This window comes from Phenylobacterium sp., from assembly GCF_035539035.1.
GTDB lineage: Bacteria > Pseudomonadota > Alphaproteobacteria > Caulobacterales > Caulobacteraceae > Phenylobacterium.
The window spans coordinates 54,352-77,852 of the sequence record NZ_DATLJI010000009.1; the positions used below are offsets into that span (position 1 = coordinate 54,352).

At 73.3% G+C, this 23,501-nt stretch carries 23 protein-coding genes; 14 read left to right on the top strand and 9 right to left on the bottom strand.

The window, feature by feature from the left end:
- Positions 1 to 23: 23 nt before the first annotated feature.
- Positions 24 to 944 carry a P-type conjugative transfer ATPase TrbB gene (gene trbB / locus VM685_RS03050; RefSeq protein WP_325458662.1) on the bottom strand — a complete coding sequence of 307 codons (921 nt, stop codon included), beginning with the start codon at positions 942 to 944 and terminating at the stop codon, positions 24 to 26.
- Positions 945 to 1,255: 311 nt separating this feature from the next.
- Between trbB and VM685_RS03055 the strand changes: the two genes are divergently transcribed.
- Genes VM685_RS03055 through VM685_RS03090 form a run of 8 tightly spaced genes read left to right on the top strand, consistent with a single transcriptional unit; the run spans position 1,256 to position 8,479 of the window.
- A complete protein-coding gene (locus VM685_RS03055) occupies positions 1,256 to 1,471 on the top strand; it encodes a Flp family type IVb pilin (protein WP_325458640.1) in 216 nt (71 codons plus the stop codon).
- A gap of 23 nt (positions 1,472 to 1,494) precedes the next feature.
- The gene (gene cpaB / locus VM685_RS03060; protein ID WP_325458641.1) at positions 1,495 to 2,328 is read left to right on the top strand and encodes a Flp pilus assembly protein CpaB; all 834 of its coding nucleotides are present in this window, start codon (positions 1,495 to 1,497) and stop codon (positions 2,326 to 2,328) included.
- Positions 2,329 to 2,366: 38 nt separating this feature from the next.
- Positions 2,367 to 3,776, top strand: coding sequence for a type II and III secretion system protein family protein (locus tag VM685_RS03065; RefSeq protein ID WP_325458642.1), 1,410 nt, complete (start codon positions 2,367 to 2,369; stop codon positions 3,774 to 3,776).
- Complete coding sequence (locus VM685_RS03070) at positions 3,773 to 4,078, top strand: hypothetical protein (RefSeq protein ID WP_325458643.1); 306 nt, start codon at positions 3,773 to 3,775, stop codon at positions 4,076 to 4,078. The genes VM685_RS03065 and VM685_RS03070 overlap by 4 nt, the downstream gene beginning before the upstream one ends.
- Before the next feature lie 21 nt (positions 4,079 to 4,099).
- Complete coding sequence (locus tag VM685_RS03075) at positions 4,100 to 5,272, top strand: hypothetical protein (protein WP_325458644.1); 1,173 nt, start codon at positions 4,100 to 4,102, stop codon at positions 5,270 to 5,272.
- On the top strand, positions 5,269 to 6,603 hold the full coding sequence (locus tag VM685_RS03080; protein ID WP_325458645.1) for a CpaF family protein: 1,335 nt from the start codon (positions 5,269 to 5,271) through the stop codon (positions 6,601 to 6,603). The genes VM685_RS03075 and VM685_RS03080 overlap by 4 nt, the downstream gene beginning before the upstream one ends.
- Entirely contained in the window at positions 6,600 to 7,541 is a 942-nt protein-coding gene (locus VM685_RS03085) for a type II secretion system F family protein (protein ID WP_325458646.1), read from the top strand. Before VM685_RS03080 ends, VM685_RS03085 begins: the two co-directional genes overlap by 4 nt.
- A 2-nt stretch (positions 7,542 to 7,543) precedes the next feature.
- On the top strand, positions 7,544 to 8,479 hold the full coding sequence (locus VM685_RS03090) for a type II secretion system F family protein (RefSeq protein WP_325458647.1): 936 nt from the start codon (positions 7,544 to 7,546) through the stop codon (positions 8,477 to 8,479).
- Positions 8,480 to 8,568: 89 nt separating this feature from the next.
- Here VM685_RS03090 and VM685_RS03095 read toward each other — a convergent pair whose 3' ends face one another.
- Entirely contained in the window at positions 8,569 to 9,966 is a 1,398-nt protein-coding gene (locus VM685_RS03095) for a pilus assembly protein TadG-related protein (RefSeq protein WP_325458648.1), read from the bottom strand.
- 103 nt (positions 9,967 to 10,069) lie between these two features.
- Between VM685_RS03095 and VM685_RS03100 the strand changes: the two genes are divergently transcribed.
- The 4 genes from VM685_RS03100 (at position 10,070) to VM685_RS03115 (ending at position 12,827) form a co-directional block, all read left to right on the top strand.
- Positions 10,070 to 10,570, top strand: a complete 501-nt coding sequence (locus VM685_RS03100; RefSeq protein ID WP_325458649.1) for a TadE/TadG family type IV pilus assembly protein — start codon at positions 10,070 to 10,072, stop codon at positions 10,568 to 10,570.
- A gap of 47 nt (positions 10,571 to 10,617) precedes the next feature.
- Entirely contained in the window at positions 10,618 to 11,088 is a 471-nt protein-coding gene (locus VM685_RS03105) for a TadE/TadG family type IV pilus assembly protein (RefSeq protein WP_325458663.1), read from the top strand.
- 266 nt (positions 11,089 to 11,354) lie between these two features.
- Positions 11,355 to 12,179 (top strand): Crp/Fnr family transcriptional regulator, encoded by an 825-nt coding sequence (locus tag VM685_RS03110; protein ID WP_325458650.1) that lies wholly within the window; start codon positions 11,355 to 11,357, stop codon positions 12,177 to 12,179.
- Positions 12,180 to 12,215: 36 nt separating this feature from the next.
- Positions 12,216 to 12,827 (top strand): helix-turn-helix transcriptional regulator, encoded by a 612-nt coding sequence (locus tag VM685_RS03115; RefSeq protein WP_325458651.1) that lies wholly within the window; start codon positions 12,216 to 12,218, stop codon positions 12,825 to 12,827.
- Positions 12,828 to 13,083: 256 nt separating this feature from the next.
- Here VM685_RS03115 and VM685_RS03120 read toward each other — a convergent pair whose 3' ends face one another.
- The 4 genes from VM685_RS03120 to VM685_RS03135 all read right to left on the bottom strand — a co-directional run bounded on the left by VM685_RS03120 (position 13,084) and on the right by VM685_RS03135 (position 17,348).
- Positions 13,084 to 14,307 (bottom strand): GNAT family N-acetyltransferase, encoded by a 1,224-nt coding sequence (locus VM685_RS03120; RefSeq protein ID WP_325458652.1) that lies wholly within the window; start codon positions 14,305 to 14,307, stop codon positions 13,084 to 13,086.
- A 15-nt stretch (positions 14,308 to 14,322) separates the two neighbouring features.
- Positions 14,323 to 15,630 carry an oligosaccharide flippase family protein gene (locus VM685_RS03125; protein ID WP_325458653.1) on the bottom strand — a complete coding sequence of 436 codons (1,308 nt, stop codon included), beginning with the start codon at positions 15,628 to 15,630 and terminating at the stop codon, positions 14,323 to 14,325.
- 238 nt (positions 15,631 to 15,868) lie between these two features.
- Positions 15,869 to 16,000: a hypothetical protein gene (locus VM685_RS03130; RefSeq protein WP_325458654.1), complete on the bottom strand. Its 132-nt coding sequence runs from the start codon at positions 15,998 to 16,000 to the stop codon at positions 15,869 to 15,871.
- Positions 16,001 to 16,424: 424 nt separating this feature from the next.
- Positions 16,425 to 17,348: an NAD-dependent epimerase/dehydratase family protein gene (locus VM685_RS03135; RefSeq protein WP_325458655.1), complete on the bottom strand. Its 924-nt coding sequence runs from the start codon at positions 17,346 to 17,348 to the stop codon at positions 16,425 to 16,427.
- A gap of 607 nt (positions 17,349 to 17,955) precedes the next feature.
- Here VM685_RS03135 and VM685_RS03140 point away from each other — a divergent pair.
- Both VM685_RS03140 and VM685_RS03145 read left to right on the top strand, forming a co-directional pair.
- A complete protein-coding gene (locus VM685_RS03140) occupies positions 17,956 to 18,684 on the top strand; it encodes a Crp/Fnr family transcriptional regulator (RefSeq protein WP_325458656.1) in 729 nt (242 codons plus the stop codon).
- A 199-nt stretch (positions 18,685 to 18,883) separates the two neighbouring features.
- The gene (locus VM685_RS03145; RefSeq protein WP_325458657.1) at positions 18,884 to 19,639 is read left to right on the top strand and encodes a Crp/Fnr family transcriptional regulator; all 756 of its coding nucleotides are present in this window, start codon (positions 18,884 to 18,886) and stop codon (positions 19,637 to 19,639) included.
- On the opposite strand, the gene VM685_RS03150 is transcribed toward VM685_RS03145, so the two are convergent.
- From VM685_RS03150 to VM685_RS03160, 3 genes are all read right to left on the bottom strand, one after another.
- Positions 19,595 to 20,182, bottom strand: coding sequence for a hypothetical protein (locus tag VM685_RS03150; protein ID WP_325458658.1), 588 nt, complete (start codon positions 20,180 to 20,182; stop codon positions 19,595 to 19,597). The genes VM685_RS03145 and VM685_RS03150 overlap by 45 nt on opposite strands.
- 412 nt (positions 20,183 to 20,594) lie before the next feature.
- Entirely contained in the window at positions 20,595 to 22,820 is a 2,226-nt protein-coding gene (locus VM685_RS03155; protein WP_325458659.1) for an AGE family epimerase/isomerase, read from the bottom strand.
- A gap of 185 nt (positions 22,821 to 23,005) precedes the next feature.
- On the bottom strand, positions 23,006 to 23,501 hold a 496-nt coding region (locus tag VM685_RS03160), incomplete at its 5' end, for an NAD-dependent epimerase/dehydratase family protein (RefSeq protein WP_325458660.1).

The following is a 23,501-nucleotide window of genomic DNA, read 5'->3' on the forward strand; positions in this document are numbered from 1 at the left end:
GAAGATGCGCGAGGGATGCATGCTCAGGACTCCGCAAGGGCCGGCCGCAGCCGGTAGGCGCCGGCGGGGTCGAGCCCCTCCAGCCGGGCGAGCTCCACCAGCCGCCGGCCCGCGCCGCGGCCGTCGAGCACGGCGATGAGGTCGATGGTCCCGGCGATCAGCGCCCTGGGCACGGTCACCACCGCTTCCTGGACGAGCTGCTCGAGCCGGTGCAGGGCGCCGAGCGCCGAGCCCGCATGGATCGTCCCGATGCCACCCGGGTGGCCCGTGCCCCAGGCCTTCAGGAGTTCGAGGGCCTCCCCGCCCCGCACCTCGCCGATGGGGAGGCGGTCGGGCCGCAGCCGGAGCGCCGAACGCACCAGGTCGCCCAGCCCCACCACCCCGTCCCGGGTGCGCAGCGCCACCACGTTCGGCGCGGCGCACTGCAGCTCGCGGGTGTCCTCGATCAGCACCACCCGGTCGCCGGTCCGCGCGACCTCGGCCAGCAGGGCGTTGGCGAGCGTCGTCTTGCCGCTGGAGGTGGGCCCCGCCACCAGGATGTTGCGCCGCTCGGCGACGGCGCGCGCCAGCACGCCCGCCTCGCCCGGAGTCATCACCCCGGCGGCCGCATAGTCCGCCAGCGGAAAGACCGCGACTGCCGCCCGCCGGATCGCGAAGGCCGGGGCGGCCACCACCGGCGGCAGCAGCCCCTCGAAGCGGGCGCCCGACCCCGGCAGCTCGGCTGAGACCCGCGGCGCCCCGCCGTGCACGTCCGCGCCCACGTGGTGGGCCACCAGGCGTATGATCCGCTCGCCCTCGGGCGGCGCCAGCCGCTGGTCGGTGGCCGCAAGCCCGCTCCCCAGCCGGTCGACCCAGAGCCGGCCGTCCGGGTTGAGCATGACCTCGCTGACGTCCGGCTCGTCGAGCCAGGCGCAGACCTGCGGCCCCAGCGCCGAACGCAGCATGCGCAGGGCCCGGGCGGCGGCCTCGTCACGGAGGGAGATGAGGGACAAGACGGCGTCTCCACGTCGAAGGAGACGCTCAAGGAAACCCCGCCCGCGTCCGGATCAACAGCAACTTGCGCCGGTCGCGCCCCGGCGCGCAGCGACAGGAGAAGGCGGGGCGGACTCCTTCACGTGTCCCGGTTGCGACGGGGAAAACCGTGGCCTCGCCCATCAAAAGATCGAACCGCACGCGCCGCGCCAACCTTAGCTCCCCCCCACGCCCGGACGGCCAAGCTCGGCCTCGCGGGCGGGAACGAACTGAGGGACTCCAGATGAACAGGATGCATGCCGCCGCCAGGTCGTACCTCGAGACGGTCCTCGCCCGCCTCCGGGGGTTCCGCCGGGACGAGGGCGGGGCCGCGCTCGTCGAATACGCCCTGCTGATCGGCCTGATGGCAGTCGCCGTGATCGCCGCCGCGGGAGCGCTCACCCCGAGCCTGACCCAGGCCTTCGGGAAGGTCGGGACCCAGCTCACGACGCTCAAGTAGCCTGGAGCGGAAGGGGGCGCCCCATGCGCAAGCTCGGTCTCATGCTGCTGGCGGCGTCGCTGGCCATCGGCGCCGCCGCGACCCTGGGGCTGCGCCTGCTCTCGGGCCCGGAAGCCCAGGCCGCAGCGCCGGCGCTTCCGCAGGCCGGCGTCGTCGTCGCCGCCCGGCCGATCGGCTACGGGGAGGCGATCACGCCCTCGGCGTTGCGGATCCAGCCCTGGCCCGCCGGCGCGGCGCCGCAAGGCGCCTTCCGGTCGGTCGCGGAACTCGGCCCCGAAGCCCGCCATGCGCTGGCGCCGATCGCCGTGAACGAGCCGATCCTGCGCCAGAGGATCACCGGCCCGGGCGGTCGGGCCACCCTGTCCGGCCTCATCCGTCCCGGCCTGCGGGCCAGCACCATCCGGGTGGACGACGTCATGGGCGTCGCCGGCTTCGTGCTGCCAGGGGACTTCGTCGACGTCCTCGTCACGCGCCGTGCGGGCGAAGCCCCGATGCGCACGGACGTCCTCCTGCGGGGGGTGCGTGTTCTGGCCGTCGACCAGATGGCAAACGACAGCAGGAACGATCCGATGGTGGCCAGGGCGGCGACCATAGAGGTCACCCCGGAGCAGTCCCAGAAGCTGGCTCTCGCGGCGGCGGTGGGTTCGCTCTCGCTGGCGCTCCGCGGCGCCGAGGAGGGGCTGCCGGACGCCTCGCCTGGACCCGCGGCGCGAACAATCCGCGAAGGCGACCTCACGCTCGTGGCCGCGCCCTCCGCCGGGCCTGCGCGCCCGGGCCGGCGGGCCAGGCCTCCCGGCCCTTCCGTGCAGATCTATCTCGGCGCGCAGGCCCGGACCGTCCCCGTCGCCCGCGACTGACCGCCGCTGGCGCCACCTCAAGCAGACAGGAGTGGGTCATGAACGACCGTGAACACGGCCGCACGCCCGCGAGGCGCCTGATGACGGCCGCGGCCGCCATCGTGGTCCTCGCCACGGCGTCGCCCGCCCCGGCGGCGGCGGCGGCGGCCTCCGACCAGGGCGCCGGGACGCCGCGCCTCGTGGCCGTGGACGCCTCCGGCTACGGCGGGCAGCTCGACCTGCCGGTGGGAGGGTCGCGGATCCTGCGGTTTCCGCGCCCGATCGGACGCGTGATGGTCGGCGACCCCGGGACGGCCGACGTGATCCCGCTGAGCGACCACGCGCTCTATGTGCTTGGCAAGGCGGCAGGCGCGAGCAGCCTGACGGTCTTCCCGGCCGGCGAGGGGACCCGTCCCGCCGCGACCCTGGACCTGCGCGTGGGCTTTGATCTCGCCGCCCTGGGACGTGGCCTCGCGGCGGTGCTGCCCGGCGAGAAGGTGAGCGTCCACGCCGAGGGCGACGGCCTCATCCTGAGCGGCGACGTCTCCTCCTCGGCCGCGGCGAGACGTGCGGGGGCGCTGGCCGAACGCCATGCGCCGGGCAAGGTGGTCAACCTGCTCGCCGTCCGCGGGCCCGAGCAGGTGATGCTGTCCGTGCACGTCGCGGAGGTCCAGCGCTCGGCCCTGCGGCAGCTCGGCATCCGGAGCCTCACCGGGGCGTGGAGCGACATCGCGCCCGTCGCCCTGCCGGGCGTGAGCCTCGATCCGGAGGCCGTGGCGAACCTGTTCGGCCGCACTCGCATCGGCGAGAACATCAGCCTGCAGGCGCTGTTCAGCGCGCTGGAAAGCCGGGGCTACGCCTCCACCCTGGCCGAGCCCACGCTGATCGCCCTCTCCGGCGAGACGGCGGTGTTCTTCGCCGGCGGCGAGTTCCCGGTGCCGGTGCCGCAGCTCGGCGCCCCCGGCGAGACGCGTCTGACCGTCGACTACAAGCCCTACGGGGTCAGCGTCGCGTTCACGCCGACCGTTTACGGCGACACCATCAACCTGCTCGTCGCCCCTGAGGTCAGCGCCCTCGACCGTGAGAACAGCGTCGTCCTCGAGGGATTCCGGGTGCCGGGCATCACCACCCGCCGCGCCAAGACGACAGTGGAGCTGCGCAACGGCGAGAGCTTCGCCATCGCGGGCCTGATCAAGCGCGACTTCTCCGACAGCATCCGCGGCCTCCCCGGCGCCGCCAGCCTGCCGGTGCTGGGGGCGCTCTTCCGCTCGACCGCCTTCCAGAACAACGAGACCGAGGTGGTGATCATCGTAACCGCCCACCTGGCGAAGCCCGGCGCGCGGCGGGACTTCCTCCTGCCCACCGACACGCGTGAGGCTCCGAGCGCCGCCGAACAGCTGCTCACCCCCACCGTCGACAAGCCCCGGGCGCCCGCCCCGGGCGCACCCCAACAGGAATCCCGCCCATGACCCTGCGCCTTGCGCCCGCGGCCGCCGCCCTCGGGCTGTGCGCCTGCAGCACCGCCCCGCTTGGCGCTCCCCTGGACGCCCCCCTCTCCAGCAGCTTCGGGGTCGCCGCCGCCACCCTGGGGCGCCAGGCGGCCGCGGCGGCTCCGTCCGCCGGCGGGCCCGCCGCGAGCTCCGGCGCGCGCGGAGCCGAGGCGATCCGCCGCTACGAAGCCGGCGAGGTGAGGCCCCTTGAACCCCAGGGCGCGTCGGGAGGCGGCGTCCAGGCCCCCGGCGCCCCGCCTCTCCTGGCGCCGCTTCCCTGAGATCCCCGCACCCGCAGAAGGATGTCGAAGATGGCCCCGAACCCCTCGCTGCACGTCCTGGACGCCGGCCCGGACCTTATGGTCGACCTGCAGGCTGCGGCCGCGCGGGCGGGACATGTCCGGATCCACGCCCCCGGCTGCGGCGCCCTGCCCGCGCCGGCGCCGGCCGCCGCCTTCCTGCTCGCGCTGGAGGACTGCGGCCCGGCCGGGTTGGAGCGCGTCCGTGCGCTCGTGGGCCGCGCCGCCCCCACGCCCGTGGTCGTGGCGGCGCCCGGCGCCGACAGCCACGCGGTGCGCCAGCTCTTCCGCCTCGGCGTCCGGGACGTGCTCGCCGGCCCGCAGGATGCGGCCAGCCTGGCGATGGCCCTTCGGGACCTGTTCGCGCCACCGCCGGCCGCAGACCGCGCCCGCGGGGCGGTGATCACCGTGCTCAAGGGCTGCGGGGGGGCCGGCGCCACGACGCTCGCCCTCAACCTCGCCGCCCTCGCCGCGGCAGGCGCCCCGGGCGCAGCGGCCGTCTCCAGCGCCGTCCTCGACCTGGACCTCCAGTTCGGCGACACCGACCTGGCCCTCGACCTGCAGCCCCGGACGGGCCTCCTCGATCTCATCCGCGGCGAGGCCAGGCTGGACGCCCGCCTGCTCGACGGCCTGCTCACCGACCACGCGAGCGGGGTCCGGCTGCTTGCGCCCGCGCCGACGCTCACGCCGCTCGAGGCCATGCCCGCGGCGCTCGCCCTCGACCTGCTCGACCTTGCGGCGGCGCGGTTCGACCGGGTCTTCGTCGACCTGCCGAGCGCCTGGACCGACTGGACCCTGCCCCTGCTGGCCCGCTCCGAACTCGTGGTTCTGGTCACCTCGGCCACCGTCGGCGGGGTGCTGGGCGCACGGCGGGTGCTGGACGCCCTGAAAGGCGCCGGGGTGTCGCCGCCGCGCCTGCTGGTCCTCAACAGGGTCGCCGGGCTGATCGAGGCCCTGGACAGGCCCGCGCGGGTGCGCCGGGCGCTCGCCCGGCCCGTCGACGCCGCCCTGCCCTTCGACGCGAAGTTCGCCCGGGCGACCGAGCGCGGCCAGCTGGTGGTGGAGGCCTGTCCCAAGGCGAACGCGACCCGCGCCCTGCGCGCGCTGCACGCCGCGCTGGAAGCGAAGCTCGCCGCGCCCTCTCCGGCGCCGGCGCTCCTGGAGGCGGCGGAATGAAGCTCGCCTTCACCCCCCCCTCGACCGCCGCCCGGGCGCCGGCCCCGACGGACCGGCGCGCAGCCGAGCCCCCCACAGCGGACTACTTTGCGCTCAAGTCCAGCCTGCACCAGCGGCTGCTCGAGCGCCTGGACCTGGCCGGCCTCGGGCAGCGCGCCGCCGAGCAGGTGCGGGCCGAGGTGGCGGAGCTGGTGCTCGCCATGCTGAAGGAAGACGCGCGGCCGCTGAACGGAGAGGAACTGCTCCGCCTGCTCGACGACCTGATGGACGACCTGACCGGGTTCGGCCCGCTCGAGCCCCTGCTGCAGGATCAGGACATCTCCGACATCCTCGTGAACACCGCCCGGGAGGTCTATGTGGAGCGCGGCGGGCGGATCGAACGCACCCAGGTCCGTTTCGCCGACGAACGGCACCTCCTGCGGGTGATCGAGCGGATCGTCGACAAGGTCGGTCGCCGGATCGACGAGAGCCAGCCGATGGTGGACGCGCGGTTGCCGGACGGCTCCCGGATTAACGCCGTGATCCCCCCCATCGCCGTCGACGGGGCGCAGCTCTCGATCCGGCGCTTCGCCCGCATCCCCTTCGACCTGGACCGGCTGGTGGCCACCGGCGCGCTCGACGCGCGCGCCGCGAGCCTCCTGCAGGGCATGGTCGCCGCACGCCTCAACATCCTCATCTCCGGCGGGACCGGAACGGGGAAGACCACACTGCTCAACGCGATGTCCACCGCGATCGGGGCGCAGGAACGGGTCGTCACCATAGAGGACGCCGCCGAGCTCCAGCTCCAGCAGCCGCACGTCGTGCGGCTCGAGACGCGCCCGGCGAACATCGAGGGCCGCGGCGAGATCACCCAGCGCGATCTCCTGCGCAACGCGCTGCGGATGCGCCCGGACCGGATTATCGTGGGCGAAGTCCGCGCCGGCGAGGCGTTCGACATGCTGCAGGCCATGAACACCGGCCACCACGGCTCCATCACCACGGTCCACGCCAACACACCCCGGGACGCGCTGTCGCGGCTGGAACAGATGGTGGGCATGGCCGGTCTCGACCTCGCGCCCCGGGCGATGCGGTCGCAGATCGCCAGCGCGATCGAGGTGGTCATCCAGCTGCAGCGCTTCGCGGACGGCGCCCGCCGGGTGGTGAGCATCCAGGAGATCGCCGGCCAGGAGGGCGAGGTGATCACCATGCAGGAGCTCCTTCGCTTCGACGCCGAGGGCGTGGACGAGCTGGGCCGGACCCGCGGCCGCTTCGTCTGGACGGGCCTGCGACCGCTCTGCCTGGAGAAGGCCCGGGCCGCCGGTGTGCGCCTCCAGGAGGGCCCCGGCGCATGACCCACCTGACCGGCGCCCTCCTGTCGCTCTCCCTGGGGCTCGCCATCCTCGGCGCCGGGCTGCTGCTGAGGTCGCTCGGCGGCGATCAACGGCGCCTGGAGCGGCGTCTCAGGCGCGCCGGCGCCAGCGCCGGCGCGGATCCCGGCGCCCCCGTCGGACCCGTGAACGGCCTCGACCGCGTCATCGATCGCCGGTGGCCCGGGCTGCGGCGGCGGATCCTCGCCGCGGGAGGCCGCTTCACGCCCGCCCACCTGGTGCTGGGCTGCCTGGCCGTGACGGCCGTGGCGCTGCTCGGCTGTCTGCTGGCGGGGCTCGATCCCCTCCCGAGCCTTGCGTTGTCGGCCGCGGCGGGCGGCGCGCTGCCGGGGGTCCTGCTGTCCGCGCTCGCCGCGCGCCGATGCGACCGCCTGCTCGCCCAGTTGCCGCAGGCCGTGGAGCTGATCGCCCGCGGGCTGCAGGCGGGACATCCGGTCGCCGCGGCGATGCGCGTGGTCGCCGGGCAGATGCCCGCGCCCATCGGGCCGGAGTTCGAGGCCGTGCTCGCCGAGATGAGCTTCGGGCGCGACCGCGCGGGGGCGCTCCGGGCGCTGACCGAGCGCTACCCCATCGCGGAGCTGCGCATGTTCGCCGCCTCCCTGGAGGTGACGCGCGAGACCGGCGGCAACGTGGCCGAGGTGCTCCTCAAGCTTGCCGACGACCTGCGCGCCACGGCCCACCTGAAGCGCAAGGCCCGGGCGATCACGTCCGAGGCGCGGCTCTCGTTCTGGGTGATCTCGAGCCTTCCCTTCCTGGTGGTTGCGGCGGTCCTGCTGGTGCAGCCCGACTACTACCGCGACGTCGCCGCCGATCCCCTGTTCTGGCCGCTGATGTCGGGGCCTCCCCTGCTGTGGCTCGCCGGCGCGGCGGCGATCTGGCGGATGGTCAACTTCAGGGTCTGACAATGACGCACCTGCTCCTGCTGATCGTGATCGCCCTCTCGCTTGCGGGGGCCGCCTCCGGAGCCGTCGCCCTGACCCTCGGCGACCGCCGTTTCGAGGCCCGCCTCGCCGCCCGCCGGCCCCCCGGGCCGGACGCGGGCGCGGCGCTGCAGCCCCTCGCCCGGGCGCTGAGGGCCCGGATCACGCGCGGGCTCGCCGCCTGGGGCGGTCGGGCCGGCCGCGGGAGCCTGGACACGGCGGCGCGGGGCGCGCTGCGCGATCAGCTCGTCCAGGCCGGCTTCTTCGGAGAACGCGCGGCCGAGGTCTTCTTCGGCGTGCGGGCCGCGGCCGCCGCGGCCCTGGCCGGGGCCGGCCTGGCGATCGCGCTACCCGCCGCGCTCGGTCCGCTCTGGGTGGCGGCCCTGGTGCTGGGCCTCGCCAATGTGGGCCTGTTCGGCCCGGTGGCCTGGCTCCGCCGGCGGCTCGCGCAGCGCGCCGGGGCGATCGCCCGCGGCCTCCCGGATGCGGTCGACCTGCTGGTGGTCGCGGTGGAGGCCGGCGCCACCGTCCCCGCCGCCGTGCAGCGCGTCGTCGCCGAGTTCCACGACCTTCACCCGGAGCTGTGCCAGCTCCTGGCCATGATGCTGGCCGAGATGCAGGCCGGCGCCAGCCGGGCCGAGGCGCTGTCGCGGCTAGCCCGCCGGGCGCCCGCTCAGCAGGTGCGCGGCCTCTCCACCCTTCTCATCCAGTCGGACGCCGTGGGCGCAAGCCTGGGCGGGGCCCTCCGCACCGCCTCCGAGGAAATCCGCAAGGCCCGCTACCTGGACGCCGAGCGACGCGCCGCAGAACTGCCCGTGAAGCTCGCCTTCCCCCTGGTGTTCGGCATCTTCCCGAGCCTCGTGGGGGTGATCTTCATCCCGATCGTGATCCTGTTCGCGCGCACCCTTCTCTCGGCCTGAGCCGCCCAGGTCGGCCCGACCGGAGGGGCACCAGCGATGGCGGCGAGGTCGGGCAGGCGCCCCCGTCCGCCGGGCCGCGCCTTGGGAGTCTAGCGCGAGATCCGCAGGGCGGAGATCTCCTCGCCGATCTGGTGGAACGCCGCCTTCAGGTCCGCCCCGCTCTCGGGCAGATAGACGTTGTCCGGGCTCGAGGCGCAGGCGCCCATCAGAGCCCGGGAGGCCGCCGCTTCCGCAGGCGACTGGCGAGCCAGATCGAACCCCACGGCGTAGACCAGCACGCCCTGCGCCTTCATGCCCTCGCACAGGGCGAGCGCCTGTTCGAAGGAACCGCCATTGGTCGCGTCGCCGCGGATGTGGTCGCGGGCGGGGCCCGACCCGCTCTGCGAGTCCTCGCTGATCACGCCCTTCCGGTACGCGGTGTTGAACATCCCGTCGGTCATCAGCACCACCACCTTCAGGAGCCGCTTAGGATCGTAGGCGGCTGGCCGGCGCGCCGCCGGCCACAGCTCCGCGAAGCCGGGCGCCAGGCTGTACCAGCCCCAGGCAAGGCCGATATGGCCCGCGGTCGAGCCCTCGGCCCTGAAGCCGTTGATCTCCGAGGTGAGCGCCGCCCTGTCAGAGCTGAGCGGCACGATGCGGCTGGCGAGGCAGCCGTTGGAGCCTCCAGCGTAGTGGAACCCGACCGGTGCGATCCTGTAGCTGGCGTCGGTGTACCGGTTGCTCGCGGTCCTCTCGGTGACGCAGGTGCTTGCCGGGAAGGTGCGTTCCTCGCCGGTTGCGGAGATGAACCGGAACCGCTCGCACCCGTAGGCGACGCAGGCCGTCCCGGCCTCGCCGCGCGCTTCGCTGGCCCGGCTTCCCAGGTTCACGGCGGCCGAATAGGGCACGAGCGCGACCTTCGAGTAGTATGGGATCTGCTCCTCCCGGACGAGGAGCCGCACCAGGTCGTTCGCCGCTCCCTTGAGCGCCTCCAGCTTGCTCCCCGACATGGAGCCGGTGACGTCGAGCACCAGCGCCGCCTCGAGGTTCTTGGCGCCGCGCACCACCTCGGCATGCGCCGTCACCCGGAGTGGGCGGCCGGCCAGGACAAGTCCGCCCAGGATGGTCTGGAGCTCGGCCTCGGCGTCGCCGATGGCCACGCCCGGGCGGCCGCGGTCGAACCGGAAGCTGGCGTCCGCCAGCCGCAGATCGCTGCGGGCCCCGAGGTTCTCGTCCAGGGACGGGATCGCCGCCGCCGTCAGCCGCGCATCGTCGCCGGCCGTAGGCGGCGAGGCCGCGGGGGTCACCGCCCCTGCGGCGGCCAGCGTCGCCGCGTCGAGCGCGTCCTGCAGCTGGGACCGCGCGGAGAGGCCCCGCTGAAGGTCGACCGCTCCAACGGCCGCGATGGCGAGGGGCAGCAGCGAGATCGCCAGGGTCACCGCCATGGCGCCGTCGGTGTTCCGGGCCAGTCGCCGCGGACCGCGGCGTTCGTGTGGACGGGCGTTCAAATGATCGGCTCCTGCAAGCGGACATGCCCGAGACTAAGCGTCGCCGTCGCGGGGGCCTCCTCGTCAAATGAGAGCCGCCCCGCGCGGGACCAGGGGATGGAAGATGTCCGCACGACGCCCGATGGATTGCGAAGCCGGCGGCGCGCTCGTGGAGTTCGCCCTGCTCGCGCCGCTGTTCCTCGGCCTGCTGCTGGGCGCGCTTCAGCACGGGATCGCCGGCATGGTGTCGGCGAGCTTCGACAACGCCGTCCTGTCCGCCGGCCGCCACATCCGCACCGGTCAGCCGGACGGAACCGGCAGCGCCGCGGCCTTCAAGGCTCTGGTCTGCCGCTCCATGCTCGACCCGGAGCCGACGTGCCTCGCGCGGCTCCACGTGGATGTCCGCCCGCTCGATCGTTTCGCGGAGGCGGAAGGGGTGCTACGCAAGGTGGACCCGGACGAGGACGGGTTCACGAACGGAGGGCCCGGCGCGATCATGCTCGTGACCGCGACCTACGATTGGCCGATGTTCACGCCCTTTCTCGGCGACGGGTTCTCGCGCGCCGGCCCCGGCGCGGTGCGGATGACCGTCCGCCAGATTTTCCGGAACGAGCCCTACCGGTGAGGCGCAGGATCGCCACAATGGGTCCGGACGCGCGGGGAGCGGCCTTGGTGGAGTTCGCCCTGCTCGCGCCGGTCATGGTCCTCCTGTTCTTCGGAACGGTCGAGGTGGTCCAGGCCGTCCAGGCGCACCGCAAGCTGGCCCACGTGAGCGCCGCGATCGGCGAGATCGTCGCCCGGGAGCGGACGCTCGGAGCGGGCGAGGTAGAGGACATCCTGTCCGCCGGCCCGGCCATGATGGCCCCCTTCCCGGCCCGCGGCCTGGGCCTGCGGGTGATGAGCTTCAGCGCCGACGAGCGCGGGACCGTCCGCCTGGACTGGCAGGCGGCGGGCCCGGCCTACGCGGGAGATGCGCTCCCAGGCCTGGGAGGCCGGCCGGTCACGCCGGGCGAGAGCGTCATCGTCACGGACGCCAGCTACGCCTACACCCCCGTCTTCAATCTTCCCCTCAGCCGGCCGCTGACCTTCCAGAAGCGGACCATCCACCGGCCACGCCTCGCGCGCGCCGTGGAACTCGACTGAGCCCCCGCGGGCGCCGAGGCCGCAGACCCCATCCCGCCGGGTCTGGCGTGGCCGCGCTCCTGGCGGGGGCGGCGACGCCTGCGCCAACTCCTCGTCGCGCCAGCCCCACCGCGTCCGGCCCGCAGGATGCGGCGGGTCTGCGCAACCGGGACGCCAAATGACGCAGCCGCGCCTGCCCGGCCGCGTAAACATTCAGGGATGACCGCCGAGCTCCGGCGGCAGGGGGACAGGCGGCGCTGCCTGCGCTTCCTCTGAGGAAGGAACGGATGAACGCCGACGCGCCCGGCACGATGCGAAGGAAGGCGGTCGGCGACGTTCTCGTCCAGAAGCTCGCCGGAACCTGTCCGCTCGGGGTCGAGGCGCGGCGCGCGCTGCGCAGCCTTCCCGCCGCGCTCCGCCGTTACCGGCGCCAGCAGGTCATCGTCCAGGCCGGTGACGCGCCGGACGCCCTGATGGTGGTGCTCGACGGGTCTGCGGCTCGCGTGAAGGTCACGCGCGCAGGCGAACATCCGATCGTCGGCTTCGTGCTTCCGGGCGATGTCTTCGACTGGCCGGCGCTGGCGCTTCGGGCCGGGGGCGTCCCGGGACGGCACGCCCTGCTCGACCATACCGTGGTGGCGGTGGCCGCCTGTGTCATCGCCACCATCCGGGCCGGTCCCCTGCTGAGCGTCCTCGAAGAGCATCCGGAGATCCGCCAGGCGCTCGACGCCGACGCCGTGGTGGGGAGGAACATCGCGCACGAGTGGCTATCCTCCCTGGCCTGCCGGCCAGCCGCAGAACGCGTGGCCCACCTCCTTTGCGAGTACTTCCACCGCATGCGGATCATGGGACTGACGGAAGGCGACACCTGCCCTTTTCCATTCAGCCAGTCGCGACTGTCGGCCTCCCAGGGGCTCTCGACGGTGCACACCAACCGCCAGCTCCGGCGGCTCCAGCGGGAGGGACTGGTGCGGGTCGAGAGACGAAGGATGAGGATCCTCGACCGGGTGCGGCTGGAAGCCTTCGCCGACTTCACGCCCGACTATCTCAGCGCCTACGCCCCCACGCCCCCCGTCGCCGCGCGCATGGCGCACGGCGGCGGCGCGTCCTGAGCCCCAGGTCCGGGTCTTCAATCCGCGAGAGCCGCCATGCCCTCTCAAATCCACGACTCCGTGCTCCCCGCCGGCCTCGGCCGGGGCCTGTTCGGCGAGGGAAGGGGGGAGCCCTGGTTCGACACCGATCCCACGCCGGTGCTGCTGCTGGGCGCGGGCGGGGCCGTCATCGACCTGAACGCCGCCGCCGCCCGCCTTCTCGGCGTCACACCCGGAGCGGAGATCTCGGCAGGCCGATTGGTGTTCACGACGCCCCCGGCGCAGGAGGCCTTCCTGCGCGCCCTGGCCGACGTGGTGTCCGGCCTGAGCGGATGCACTCCGCTCGTGCTCCGCTTCAGGGACGGCGGCTGCCGGCGCTTCGAGCTGAACCCCCTCGGCCCGACCCCGCCCCACCAGGTCTACCTCACCCTGCGGTGGGACCCGGCGGCGCGCCCCGACGTCGCCCCGCTGAGCCGGACCTTCGGCCTCACGACCCAGGAAGGAGAGGTGCTCAAGGCGCTAGCCGAAGGGCTGTCCCCGCGCGAGGCCGCGGAGCTCCTCGGCATTTCGGAGCGCACGATCCGCACTCACCTTCGCGCCCTCTACGTGAAACTGAACGTTCGCGGACTTCAGGACCTCGCCCGCTTCACCGCGCGCTTGGCCGGCTAGCGCGCCGCGCAGCCGGCCCACAGGCGCCGGAATGCTCAAATGACGCGGCAGCCCGCCGACGGCCCTGCTACCGAGGTCGCGGAGCAGTCGCCGACGCCCTGCTCCCTCTCCGGCGCCCCTGGCGGAGCCCGGCGCTCCCCCGGCTCCCCCAACCCGCCGGGGGAGCTTTTTTCCCGAGCGCCTCAAGCCGGCCCGGCTCTTCGCCCCCGCCCGGTAGCGACGCGGCGGCAAAGGGGCCCGGCGGCGCCTCCGCACACTACCGCGAGGCCGTGCTGGGGCGATCCCCGGACGCCGGCGCCGGACGCGGGGCGAGCGCCCTGCGGGCGCGCCCGAGCCAGGTCGCGAGCCCTGCGGCCAGGAGGTCGACGGCCCCGGAGGCGCGGACCCTCACGTGCAGGTCGGCGACCTCCTGCCGTTCCGGCCAGAACCCGTTGGCGCCGTTCGGATCGGTGAACTCGCGGTTGTTCGACATGTCGGCGAGCACGAGCGAAGGGTCCGCCAGCAGGGCTCGCGTCAGGTCCTCGAAGAGCAGGAATCCAGGCCCGAGCGACCGGAGGCTCTCGTCGTACGCGCACTTCCAGGTGTGCACCACGCCGCCGCAGCGCAGCAACACCTCCATGGCGACCGCACGCCCGTCGAGGCGGAGCGCCACGATGGTGACGAGCCCGTGGTCCGCCAAGCCCCGGATCATCGGCCGGACGAAGGCGAGCGCCCCTTCCCCACGCCGCGCCAGCGCCGTACCCGCCCGGCCCTTCCAGCCGGAGGCCTCCAGGGCCAGGAACGTCTCGAACTCCGTCTGGACCTCCTGCCGCGTGCGATGGAAGGTCACTTCCGTCATCCCCATCTCCCCCAGACGGCGACGCCGGCGGCGCAATCCTGCTCGGCGCCCTGCGGAAAGCGATCCCGCCAGATAGCCGTCAGCATCGTCCCGGGACGTCAGCTTCGGCCGCAGCAGCCGTCGCCGCACCAGCAGTCCGCTGCGACGCCTGGCGAGGACGCGGCGGAGGCCCTCGAACAGGGGCCCCTCTGTCGGCACCTCCCTCAGCTGGAGGATCGCGGGCAGCGACCGGATCGCCGCCACGGCGTCAAGCATCGCGGACAGGGTGTCTTCCACGGCGGCGCGGTCGACCACCGGGACCCCCAGGATCAGGTTGCGATCCGCTGGCCCGACGAGCACTGGCGCGGGCCAGCGGCGGTGCAGCCTGCCCACGCCGAGGACCCATGCGCCCACGAGCTCCCGCGCGACCTCCGCCCCGTGGCGCCGCCACGCGAGGATCACGTACGTCCGGGCTCCGGCGTCCGCCGCCGCCAGCGCGACCGCCGGATGCATGGAGACATTGGGCAGGATCGCGCGGGTCACGAGCGACTCCCACTCGGCGTGGAGTCGCGAATAGTGCGCGGCGTCGGTGATCTCCGCCTCCACCATTGCGGCGGATCGCCCGGCGCAGGCTGCGGTCTCCGTCGGATCGATCAGGGCCATGTGCGCCTCCATCCGCTATTCGAGGGCGGCCTTCATCCCGGCCAGGTCCTGGCGGGTGAGCCAGAGGCGCGGGAACGGCAACCGCAGCTGGGTGACAAGGCCGCCCCAGGCTAGGGCCAGCCGCACGCCGGTCCCGGCGAGCAGGCCGCAGGCCGCCCCCGCCGCGCCGTGGTCCGGCGTCAGGATGATCATGACCGCGACCATCACCCCCAGTTCGGCGCCGCGGAAGCAGGAGTTCAGGCCGGGCCGCCCGAGGGCCAGGTAGAGTTGCGAGGCGATCGCGGCGAACCGGGCAAGCACCCGGTCGACGACGAGGATCCGGAACACGAGCACCGCCGATGCGAACTCCGCCCCGTAGACCGAAGTGATCAGCAGCGTGTCGACCAGGAACAGCACCGCCAAGACCGGCAGGCAGGAGGCGATGGTCACCCTGAGCGCCAGGTGGTGCAGCTGCGCCGCCTCCGCGGGCCCCTCGCCGCTCATCGCCGACAGCAGCAGGCTCGTCCTGGGCGTGAACGCCGTGATCCGCTGCGCGAGGCTGGCCGCCACGACGTAGGCTCCGAGCTGCGCCGGCCCAAGAAGGAAGATCAGCAGGAGGCGGTCCGTCCAGGTGGCGCAGAGAGCGAACAGGTCGGCGAAAACCGCCCTGCGGGCGAAGTCCATGAGGTCCCGCGCGGCTCGACGGAGCTCCGATAGCGGTCCCTGCAGCTGCCGCAGAAGGGACGGCAGCACGAGGCCGACCGCGAGGGCCGACCCAGCGAGGACGCTCGCGACGGCCGTGGCCACCTCGAGCCGCCCCATGGCCAGGACCCCGAGCAGCACCGCAGCGTGCAGGGCGGTGGGCAGGAACGCGCTGAGGTTGGCCGCCAGATAGCGGCCCTGACCCGCGTAGACCTGCCGTACGATCACGCCGACCGCGCCCACGTGGGCGAGCACCAGGCTGGCGCGGGCGAGGTCGAGGGAGGCCTCCGCCCGCCTTCCGAGGAGGAGTGGCATCGAGGCGAATGCGAGGAGGGACAGCGCCGTGGCGACAGCGAGGGCCGCGACCAGGCCGCAGAGCGCGATCGCGCGGGACGCCTCGGGCCGCTGGCGGATGCGGATCAGCACCGCGTCGGCGAGCCCGACCGTGGAGGCCGAGCCCAGAAGCATCGCCCAGGCGGTCGCGGCGGCGTAGACACCGCGTCCTTCGGCGCCGAGCACCCGGGCCGTGATCACGCCGGTCAGGAAGTTGATCAGGACCGCCGCGACCTGCATCAGGACGGCCTGCAGGGCCGCATACCCGAGGCGGTCGGCGGCGACCAGCTTCAGCAGGAAGCGCGACATCTCTTCGCCCCGGGGGATGCCGTCGCCCGCCCACCGGCGGAGGGATGTTCAAGGGTCCGGGAGGTCATCGGGCCATTGGCGTGCACGGACCCGCGGCGCGCGACGTCATTTGAGCCCACCCGGCCCATTGAGGACGGGATGGCTTCGGCGGAGCGCCTCGGGGCGCCGGGCGGTCGCAGCCGACGGTCCGCCCGCCCACGCAGGAGCGCGCCTCAGGATAAGGCCGCCAGGCGCCGGGTCAGGACCGGCCGAGCAGCCAGACGAGTCCGGACCACAGGGCGACCGACACCGCCAGCGCGATCAGCAGGCCGTACCCCACCGGCAGGCGGCGCTCGGGCCGGTCCCTCTCCGGCGGGTCGGTGTGCGCCAAGTCCTTGCCCCTTGCGAAGGTCGCAGATGAACGATGCTGGCCCGGGAAAGTTCGGGCGCATCCTGCGACCGCACGTCGCAGTATCCACCGATTCATCAATTGATGCCGCGTTCGCCGTCCGCAGGGGCGAGGCTCCTCGCAGCACGGGAGAGATGCGGTTGCAGATGACGAGAACCGTCGCCTTCTGGGCGACCGTCGGGGCGTTCTTCCTGGGCGCCATCGCCGGCGCCCCGCTGGTGACCCCCCTGTTGGCGCGGTTTCCTGCGCCGGCCGAAGGCGCCGGGACGGGGTTGCGCCCGGCGCCCCCGGCCAGCCCACCGGCCGGACCCTTCGCCACGGCGCCGACCTCGCCATCGATCGTGCCTCGCCCCGTTCGGTGACGCACGGCCATGAGGCCGCCGGGAGCGCCTCAGCCGCCGCGGCGCTAGCCGACCCGCTGGCGGGAGAGCGTGCCGGCCGGCACGCCGGAGCGCGCGGCGAAGTCGGCGATCGTGCGTTCAAGCCCCTCGCGCAGCCGCTGTTGCGGATGGATCTCGGAGCGGACCTCGCCCGCGACCGGACCATCCGCCTCGGCCCCCGGGTCCGGGCCGCAGGACAGCCCTGCGGCCTGGAGGATCGCGTTCGCCAGCACCGCAATGGCCACTTCCGTCGGCTCGGCGGCGGCGCGCGGCCCCGTCGCTTCCCCGTCCATGAGGCGGATGCACCCCTGCACCACGTCGTCCACGAAGCAGAGCTGCAGGCGCCGCCGGCCGTCGGGGACCGTCAGCGGCTCGCCCCGCAGCGCGCGCATCACGTACCCAGCCACTTCGCAGCCGGAGTCGAGATGCATCCGAGGTCCGTAGGAATCGAAGATCCTCGCCACCCGCAAGGCCACGCCGCGTTTCGCCGCGCAGCGCATGAACAGGTCCTCCGCCGTGCCCTGGCCAGGGGGCCGCGTCTCCCGTCCCGGACGGGCCGCCGTGGCGAGAAGGACACGGGCTCCGTCGCGCGACGCCCGGTCCAGGACGTGCACGGCCACGCGGGCGGAGCGCCGGTACCCCGCAGCGGGTTCCGGCGCAGCGACAAGGTGGTAGATCTCGTCGAACCGGGGCAGGTGGTCGGGAAGTCGCCGCGCGACGTCATGGCAGACGACCTGCCCCCGTGGTTCTCCGATGAGGCCCGCCAGGTTGTGCACCGTGCCCCGCTGGAGATTGTCGATACAGACAACCTCGCGACCCCGCGCCAGAAGCGCCTCGCACAGGTGGGAGCCGATGAACCCGGCGCCGCCGATCACGGCCGCCACCCGCGGTGCGGGGGCCTTGCGACCGGCGGGGCCGAAGCTCACCACCGAAGGGCGATCAGAGCGCATGGGTCCCTCCCCTGCCCGCACGCGGGCTGACGGACCTGGCCAGGCGCAGATCCTCAGACAACTGGATGCGTCCGACGGTGGCATGGGGCGGCGCGGGCCAGGACGTCAAAAGTCAATGTTCGGTGGCGCCGGCGCCGTCGGGCCCGGGCCCCGCATCCGACGGGCTGCGCCCCGGCCGAGCGCCAGTCCCGCGGCCACGGTCCTTCGCATGCCGACGCCGCCCTGATGCATTTTCTAAGGGGCGGTCCTGACGAGCCCTGCAGGCCCGGCCTATGCCGAAATGCCCAGACACCATGCGTCAACTGATCAAGAGCAAGGCTTACGCGGACTTTCGATTAAATAGGTTATGGTTCCCTGCACAATCTCCATACAATTCAGCAGTCGAGCCAAGTAGAGCTTGGCCGTCCGAGGCGCCCGCGGCCGTGTCTGGATGGTTCAATTGATGGGGCGCACACACTTTCGTTAGCAGACTAATCAAAAACGACGTTTTCAAACGAGAGATCATGACGCCAGACTGCTGAAGACCTTAGACGAGGTCCCGCCGGTCGGCCGAGGCGCCAGGACATCCTCGCGCCGGCCGCCTGTGAACGAGCTGGAGGGGGTTAGCATGTCGGCACTCGCACAGGCGGTGCGTCCTTCAACGGCGTCCGTGACCTTCAACGCCTTCGGCGGACTGCAGGCGCTCCAGGTCGAGCAGGTTCGGGCCTTCTGGCGGAGCGTGGAGCGGTTCGAGCCGGGCGTACAGCTGGAGTGCGCGCCTGGCCAGGGCGTGAAGCGCGGCGTGATCCTTTCCGGATGGGCCTGCGAGATGCGGATCCTTCCGGACGGACGGCGCCAGATCTTCTCCTTCCTCCTCCCGGGCGACCCCTTCCTCATCGAGGAGCACGCGGACCTCGGGGGACGCGGCGTGGTCGCGCTCACCCGACTGGAGGTGATGGACTGGGCCAACCCCTTCCTGGCCGGCGCCGAGGCGCGCGAGACCCTCGCGCGGGCCATGAACGAGGCCGGAGTGCAGAAGCAGGACCGCCTGATGGACCAGATGGTCCGCATCGGCCGCCTGACCGCGCGCGAGCGGGTGCTCCACCTGCTGCTGGAGCTTTGCGACCGTCTGGAGGCGGTGGGGCTTGTGAGGGGCGACACCTTCCGGATCCCGCTCACTCAGGTCATCTTCGCCGACGCGCTGGGCCTGAGCCTCGTGCACATCAACCGCACCCTCAAGCAGCTGCGGCGGGAGGGGCACATCGTGCTGAAGTCCGGGTCGGTGACGCTGCTCCGCCGGGAGAAGCTGGCCGGGCTCGCCTTCTACCACCCTCCTGGCATGGCCGGCGTCGCCTAGCCGACGCCGCCCCGCAGGTCGAATGGCGCACGGGACCTTCCACGCCCGGCGTGTCGGCGCCCGCCCACGCCCGCGGCTCCGGTCCGGAGGGTAACAAACCGCCCCCTTCGCACCGTTTGTTAAGGCCTGGGCGCGGCGTCCCACCTTTCCTCCTCGGAATGGATGACCCTGCTGGGCCGAACTCTGGGGGACGCGCGCCATGTCGCGGCTGACGAGACCGTGCCCTGCGTTCGATGCCGCCCTTGCGGGCCTGGCCGCCAACGCGGGCCTCGGCGCAGACGAGGTGGAGCGCCTGCGCCCCCTGTGCGACCGGCTCGAGATGTGGACGGCGGGCGCGCAGATCGAGGCTCCGCGCCGGACCGACCGCTTCCGGCTGATCACGTCCGGCTGGATCTACGAGGCGCGCCTGCTGCCTGACGGACGCCGGCAGATCTTCGGCTATGTCTTGCCCGGCGACCTGATCTGCAGCCGCCACGGCGCGCGGGCTGCGCCCAGCGTGCTCCTCGCGCTCACCAGGGTCGAAGGCGTCGACGTCCCCGCCGCCTTGGCGGTCGCGCCGGACGGCCGGCGGACGCCGCTCGGGGACGCCATGGCCCATGCGGTCGAGAAGCAGGAACTGCGGGGCTACGACGCCCTGCTGCGGCTCGGCAAGTATTCGGCCGCCGAGCGGCTGGCGCACCTGGTGATCGAGCTTCGCGACCGGCTGTGCCGGGTCGGGCTGGCCAGCCGCGAAGCCTTCCGGGCTCCCCTCACCCAGGAGCATATCGCCGACACCCTTGGGCTCAGCGTCATTCACGTGAACCGGGTGCTGCGGACGTTCCGCAGTTGCCGTCTGCTGACCATCAAGTTCGGGATGGTCACCCTGCTTCAGCCGGAGAAGCTTGAACGGCTCGCCGCGGGTGTCGCCGCCTCATCGGCTCCGGGGGGCGGGGGCCCCGGGGCGAGCGCCCCGTAGCCGGCGCGGGCTCTCGTCGGCCACGACCAGCAGCGACGCGCCTGCAGCGCGGTCGGCCACCGCCGAAGCCGGGGGAGCCGCGAGCTCCACGAGGTCGCCGGCCCTGAACCGCCGGCCGTCGAGATCCAGCGCGCCCGCCGTGACGAGCACGACGAAGGCGGAGCTCAGGCTCGCCGCCCCGATGTCTGCGCCCGGCAGGGCGCGCAACAGGTAGACGAACTCGCCGAGCCCGCTGACGTGCGTCGCATGCGATCCCTCGACCCCCTTGCGCATGGGCGACCAGCTTTCTGCACAGGCGTGGCGGACGGCCGTCGGCCACGGCGCCGCGTGGGTGTCCGCTTCCGACCACGACGCACCCGTGTCGGGGTGCGCCGCGGAACCCGCGAGCGCGGCGCCCGCCAGCCGGCACGCGGCGCAGAGGTCGAGGTGCGCCCCGACCGCGAGCGCCACCCCTGGGGACAGGTTGGCGATGAGGTAGTCCGAGAGCAGCTGAGCGGACGGATGGTGATCGATGGCCAAGGGTTTCGGCTTCCCCCCTCGCATGGGGGCCTCCCAGTCGCGCCACCTCCTGCGAGGCGTCACCTGAGCATGCCGGTCATGAACCACGGGTGAAAGTCGCCGCAGCAGGGGGCGCCGCGTCCGCGAGCCGCACGGACCACCGGCCCGTACCCCAGAACTGATGAGCCAAGTCCCTCTCCTCGTTCGAAGGGGCGCCGAGGTGGGCGACACGCCGGATGCGCAGGCGTCCGTGCCCAGGACGCGAACAACACGACCTTCCGAGGCGGAGTCAAGCGCCCGTCGCGCGGCGGGGGTCGGGGGAAGGAAGGTGCAGCGTCGCGGCTCTGCGGGTTCGACCCGTTGGCGCCGAGGCGCCGTCCTGGGCCGGCCCCGCGACGCGCCGGGGCGAGCGGACGCGCCGTCGCGGCCGTGGTTCAGCGAGGCTGGTCCGCAGAGCTTACTCCGCGGCGCGGAACACCCGCCCCTCCCGGTCCGCGGCCCGGCCCTGCTCCTGCCATCGGGCCACGGCCCGGTAAGCGCCCATGATGTGGTAGAGGGAGCTGGCCGGCGCAGGTTCCTCCACGAAGCGTCCGTCGGCGAGAAGCTTGTCGCGCCAGAGCCCGCGCACGGGCGTGTCGAGATACGCCCTGATCGCGTCGGCCGCGTCGGCCGCACACGCCAGGTATCGCGCCCCGTCCGGCTCGCGCGCCGCCTGCGCCAGGGCGGCGCGAAGGTGTTCGGTCTGGGGCCACAGGCGAGCCCGGCCGCTGCGGATCGAGGTCACGTTGTCGAGTTCGTCGACGACGACGCCGCGGGTAGCATCCAGTCCGAGCCGCCCGGTGTCGAACAGCGTCCGCGCCACGGCCGCGGCGCGCGCATCGCCGACCACGTCGTCCCAGCGGCCGAGGAGCCACGACCATTCCAGCTGGTGACCGGGCTCCACAAGACCGCGGTCGGAGCCCGCCGCCGGCGACCAGTCCGCGCTGAAGAACTCCCGGAGGAACCCCTCCCCGTGATCCACGAACCGGGAGAGCGCCAGGTTCACCACCTCGCTGGCCAGCTCCAGCCAGCGCTCGCCGCCGCCGGCGTCGATCCAGGCGAGCGCCGCCTCCAGGAGGTGCATGTGCGCGTTGGCCTGGAAGGGGTGCGCCCCGGACTCGCGGAAACCGCCAGCGGAATGGCGCATGTAGCGGACAACCCGGTCGAGCAGGTCGTCCGCTGCGGCGCGGGCTTCCCGCGGGGCGGGCGAGATCCAGCTCGCCGTGGCCAGGGCCAGCAGAACGAAGGCATGGTCATAGAGGTAGGCGTGTTCGTTCAGCGGATTGCCGTTGGCGTCCACGAGGGTGCGATAGAGGCCGTCCGGCCGGCGGTGCCGGCGCTGCAGGTATTCCAGGCCCCAGGCGGCGGCCTCTCCCCAGTCGCCGGGCATCCCGAGCCGTGACGCTTCCGCATAGACGAAGCTCTGCCGGGCCTGCACCCGGGCCCGCTTCGGCCCGGCCACCGGCCGTCCCCCGAGGTCGATGAGGTCCACGTAGCCGCCGTCCCGCGAGTCCGCGCCGACCGTCCACCACAGCGGCAGGGCCGCGGTCCTCAGCCACAGGTCCAGCTCCCCCGCGAAGCGCTCGAGCCGCTCGCGCGGCGGCGGCGGCGGCGGCTCCTCGGCGAGCGACTTCACGCCCTGGCTGCAGGCGAGGCTGCAGAGCAGCAGGTGCTCGCCGTCCCCGACCACCGCGATGTCCGAAAGCCCGAGCAGGGTCACGTTCGGGCCTCCCGGCGCCACGCGGACGAGACTGCGGTCCGTATCCACGAGGCGCACGGCGCCCTGGGCCGCATTGCCGCGCCGGTCCTTCGCCGAAGCCGCCAGCACCGCGTCCCAGGCGCCGAGGTCGCTCCAGCGGAAGTCCACCGGCAGGACCAGCGCCCGACCGGTCTTCTCCATGATCGCGTAGTCGAACGATATTCCGGGGGCCTTCAGGAACCCGTCCCCGAGCCGCCATCCGGCGGGGGTTTCCACGCTTTCGGCCACCGCGGCCTGCGCGGCATCGAGGACTGCCGGGGCGTGGGCGCGGAACTCCTGCAGCAGGATATCCGCACGGGCGATGAAGTTGCCGCTGTTCCAGAGATGGCCCGCCGCCACGCAGTCCCGCGCGACCTTCGGCTGCGGCTTCTCCAGGAAGCGCCTGACCGCCCGCACGTCGCCAGCCACGCCCACCCCCGGGGCGATGTAGCCGTACGCCGTGGAGGGCGCGGTCGGCCGCACCCCGAGAGTGACCACGCCGCCGGACCCGGCGGCCCTGGCCGCCGTTGCGATCGCCCGGGAGAACGCCGCCGCGTCGGGGATGTGATGGTCGGCAGGCACGATCACGAGCACCGCCTCCGGGTCGCGCGCCGCGACCCAAGCCGCTGCAGCGGCCACGGCGGCGGCGGAGTCGCGCGGCGCGGGCTCGATGAGGATGTCGACGGCGCCTTCGGGGGCGCCCCGGCGGACCCAGCCGGCGTGCGCCGGTCCGCAGATGACCAGGGGCCGGCTGGCGCCGTCGAGGGCCTGCAGGCGCAGCAAGGTGGTCTCGAACGTCGAGCGTTCGTCGACGAGCGGAATGAACTGCTTGGGACGGTCAGGCCGCGAGGCGGGCCACAGGCGGGAGCCTGAGCCGCCGCACATCACGACAGGATAGATGGTCATCAGGCCCTCCAGGTCTCCCCTGCCCGGGGAGGACACGGCGCCGCGGCGGTTGCGCGCGAACGGGGCTGAATCTGGAAGGTCTGCAGGCGGATAACCTGCTCATAAGACACATGCCCCGGCCGGCGAATGATCTTCACAGGCATCGTCGCCTTCGCCCGAGGCGCGCCGGAAAGCCCCTCCGACGATCACTGGGCGGCGAGCCGGGCGAGATCGCCGTCGCCGGCCCGCAGCAGGCCGTCGAAGTAGGCGATGGTCTTCTTCAGCCCGTAGTCGAGCGCGATCGTCGGCTCCCAGCCGAGGATCTCCCGGGCCTTGGCGATGTTCGGCTGGCGCTGCCGGGGGTCGTCCTGCGGCAGGGGCCGGAACTCGATCTTCGACTTCGAGCCGGTGAGCGCGACGACCTTCTCGGCCAGTTCGCGGATCGTGAACTCGCCCGGATTACCCAGGTTGATCGGGCCGGTGACCTCGTCGCCGGTCGCCATGAAGCGCAGGAAGGCTTCCACGAGGTCGTCGACGTAGCAGAACGAGCGGGTCTGGTTCCCCTCGCCATAGAGGGTGATCGCCTCGCCCTTCAGCGCCTGGACGACGAAGTTCGAGACCACGCGCCCGTCGTTCGGATGCATGCGCGGGCCGTAGGTGTTGAAGATCCGCGCCACCTTGATGCGCAGGTTGTGCTGGCGG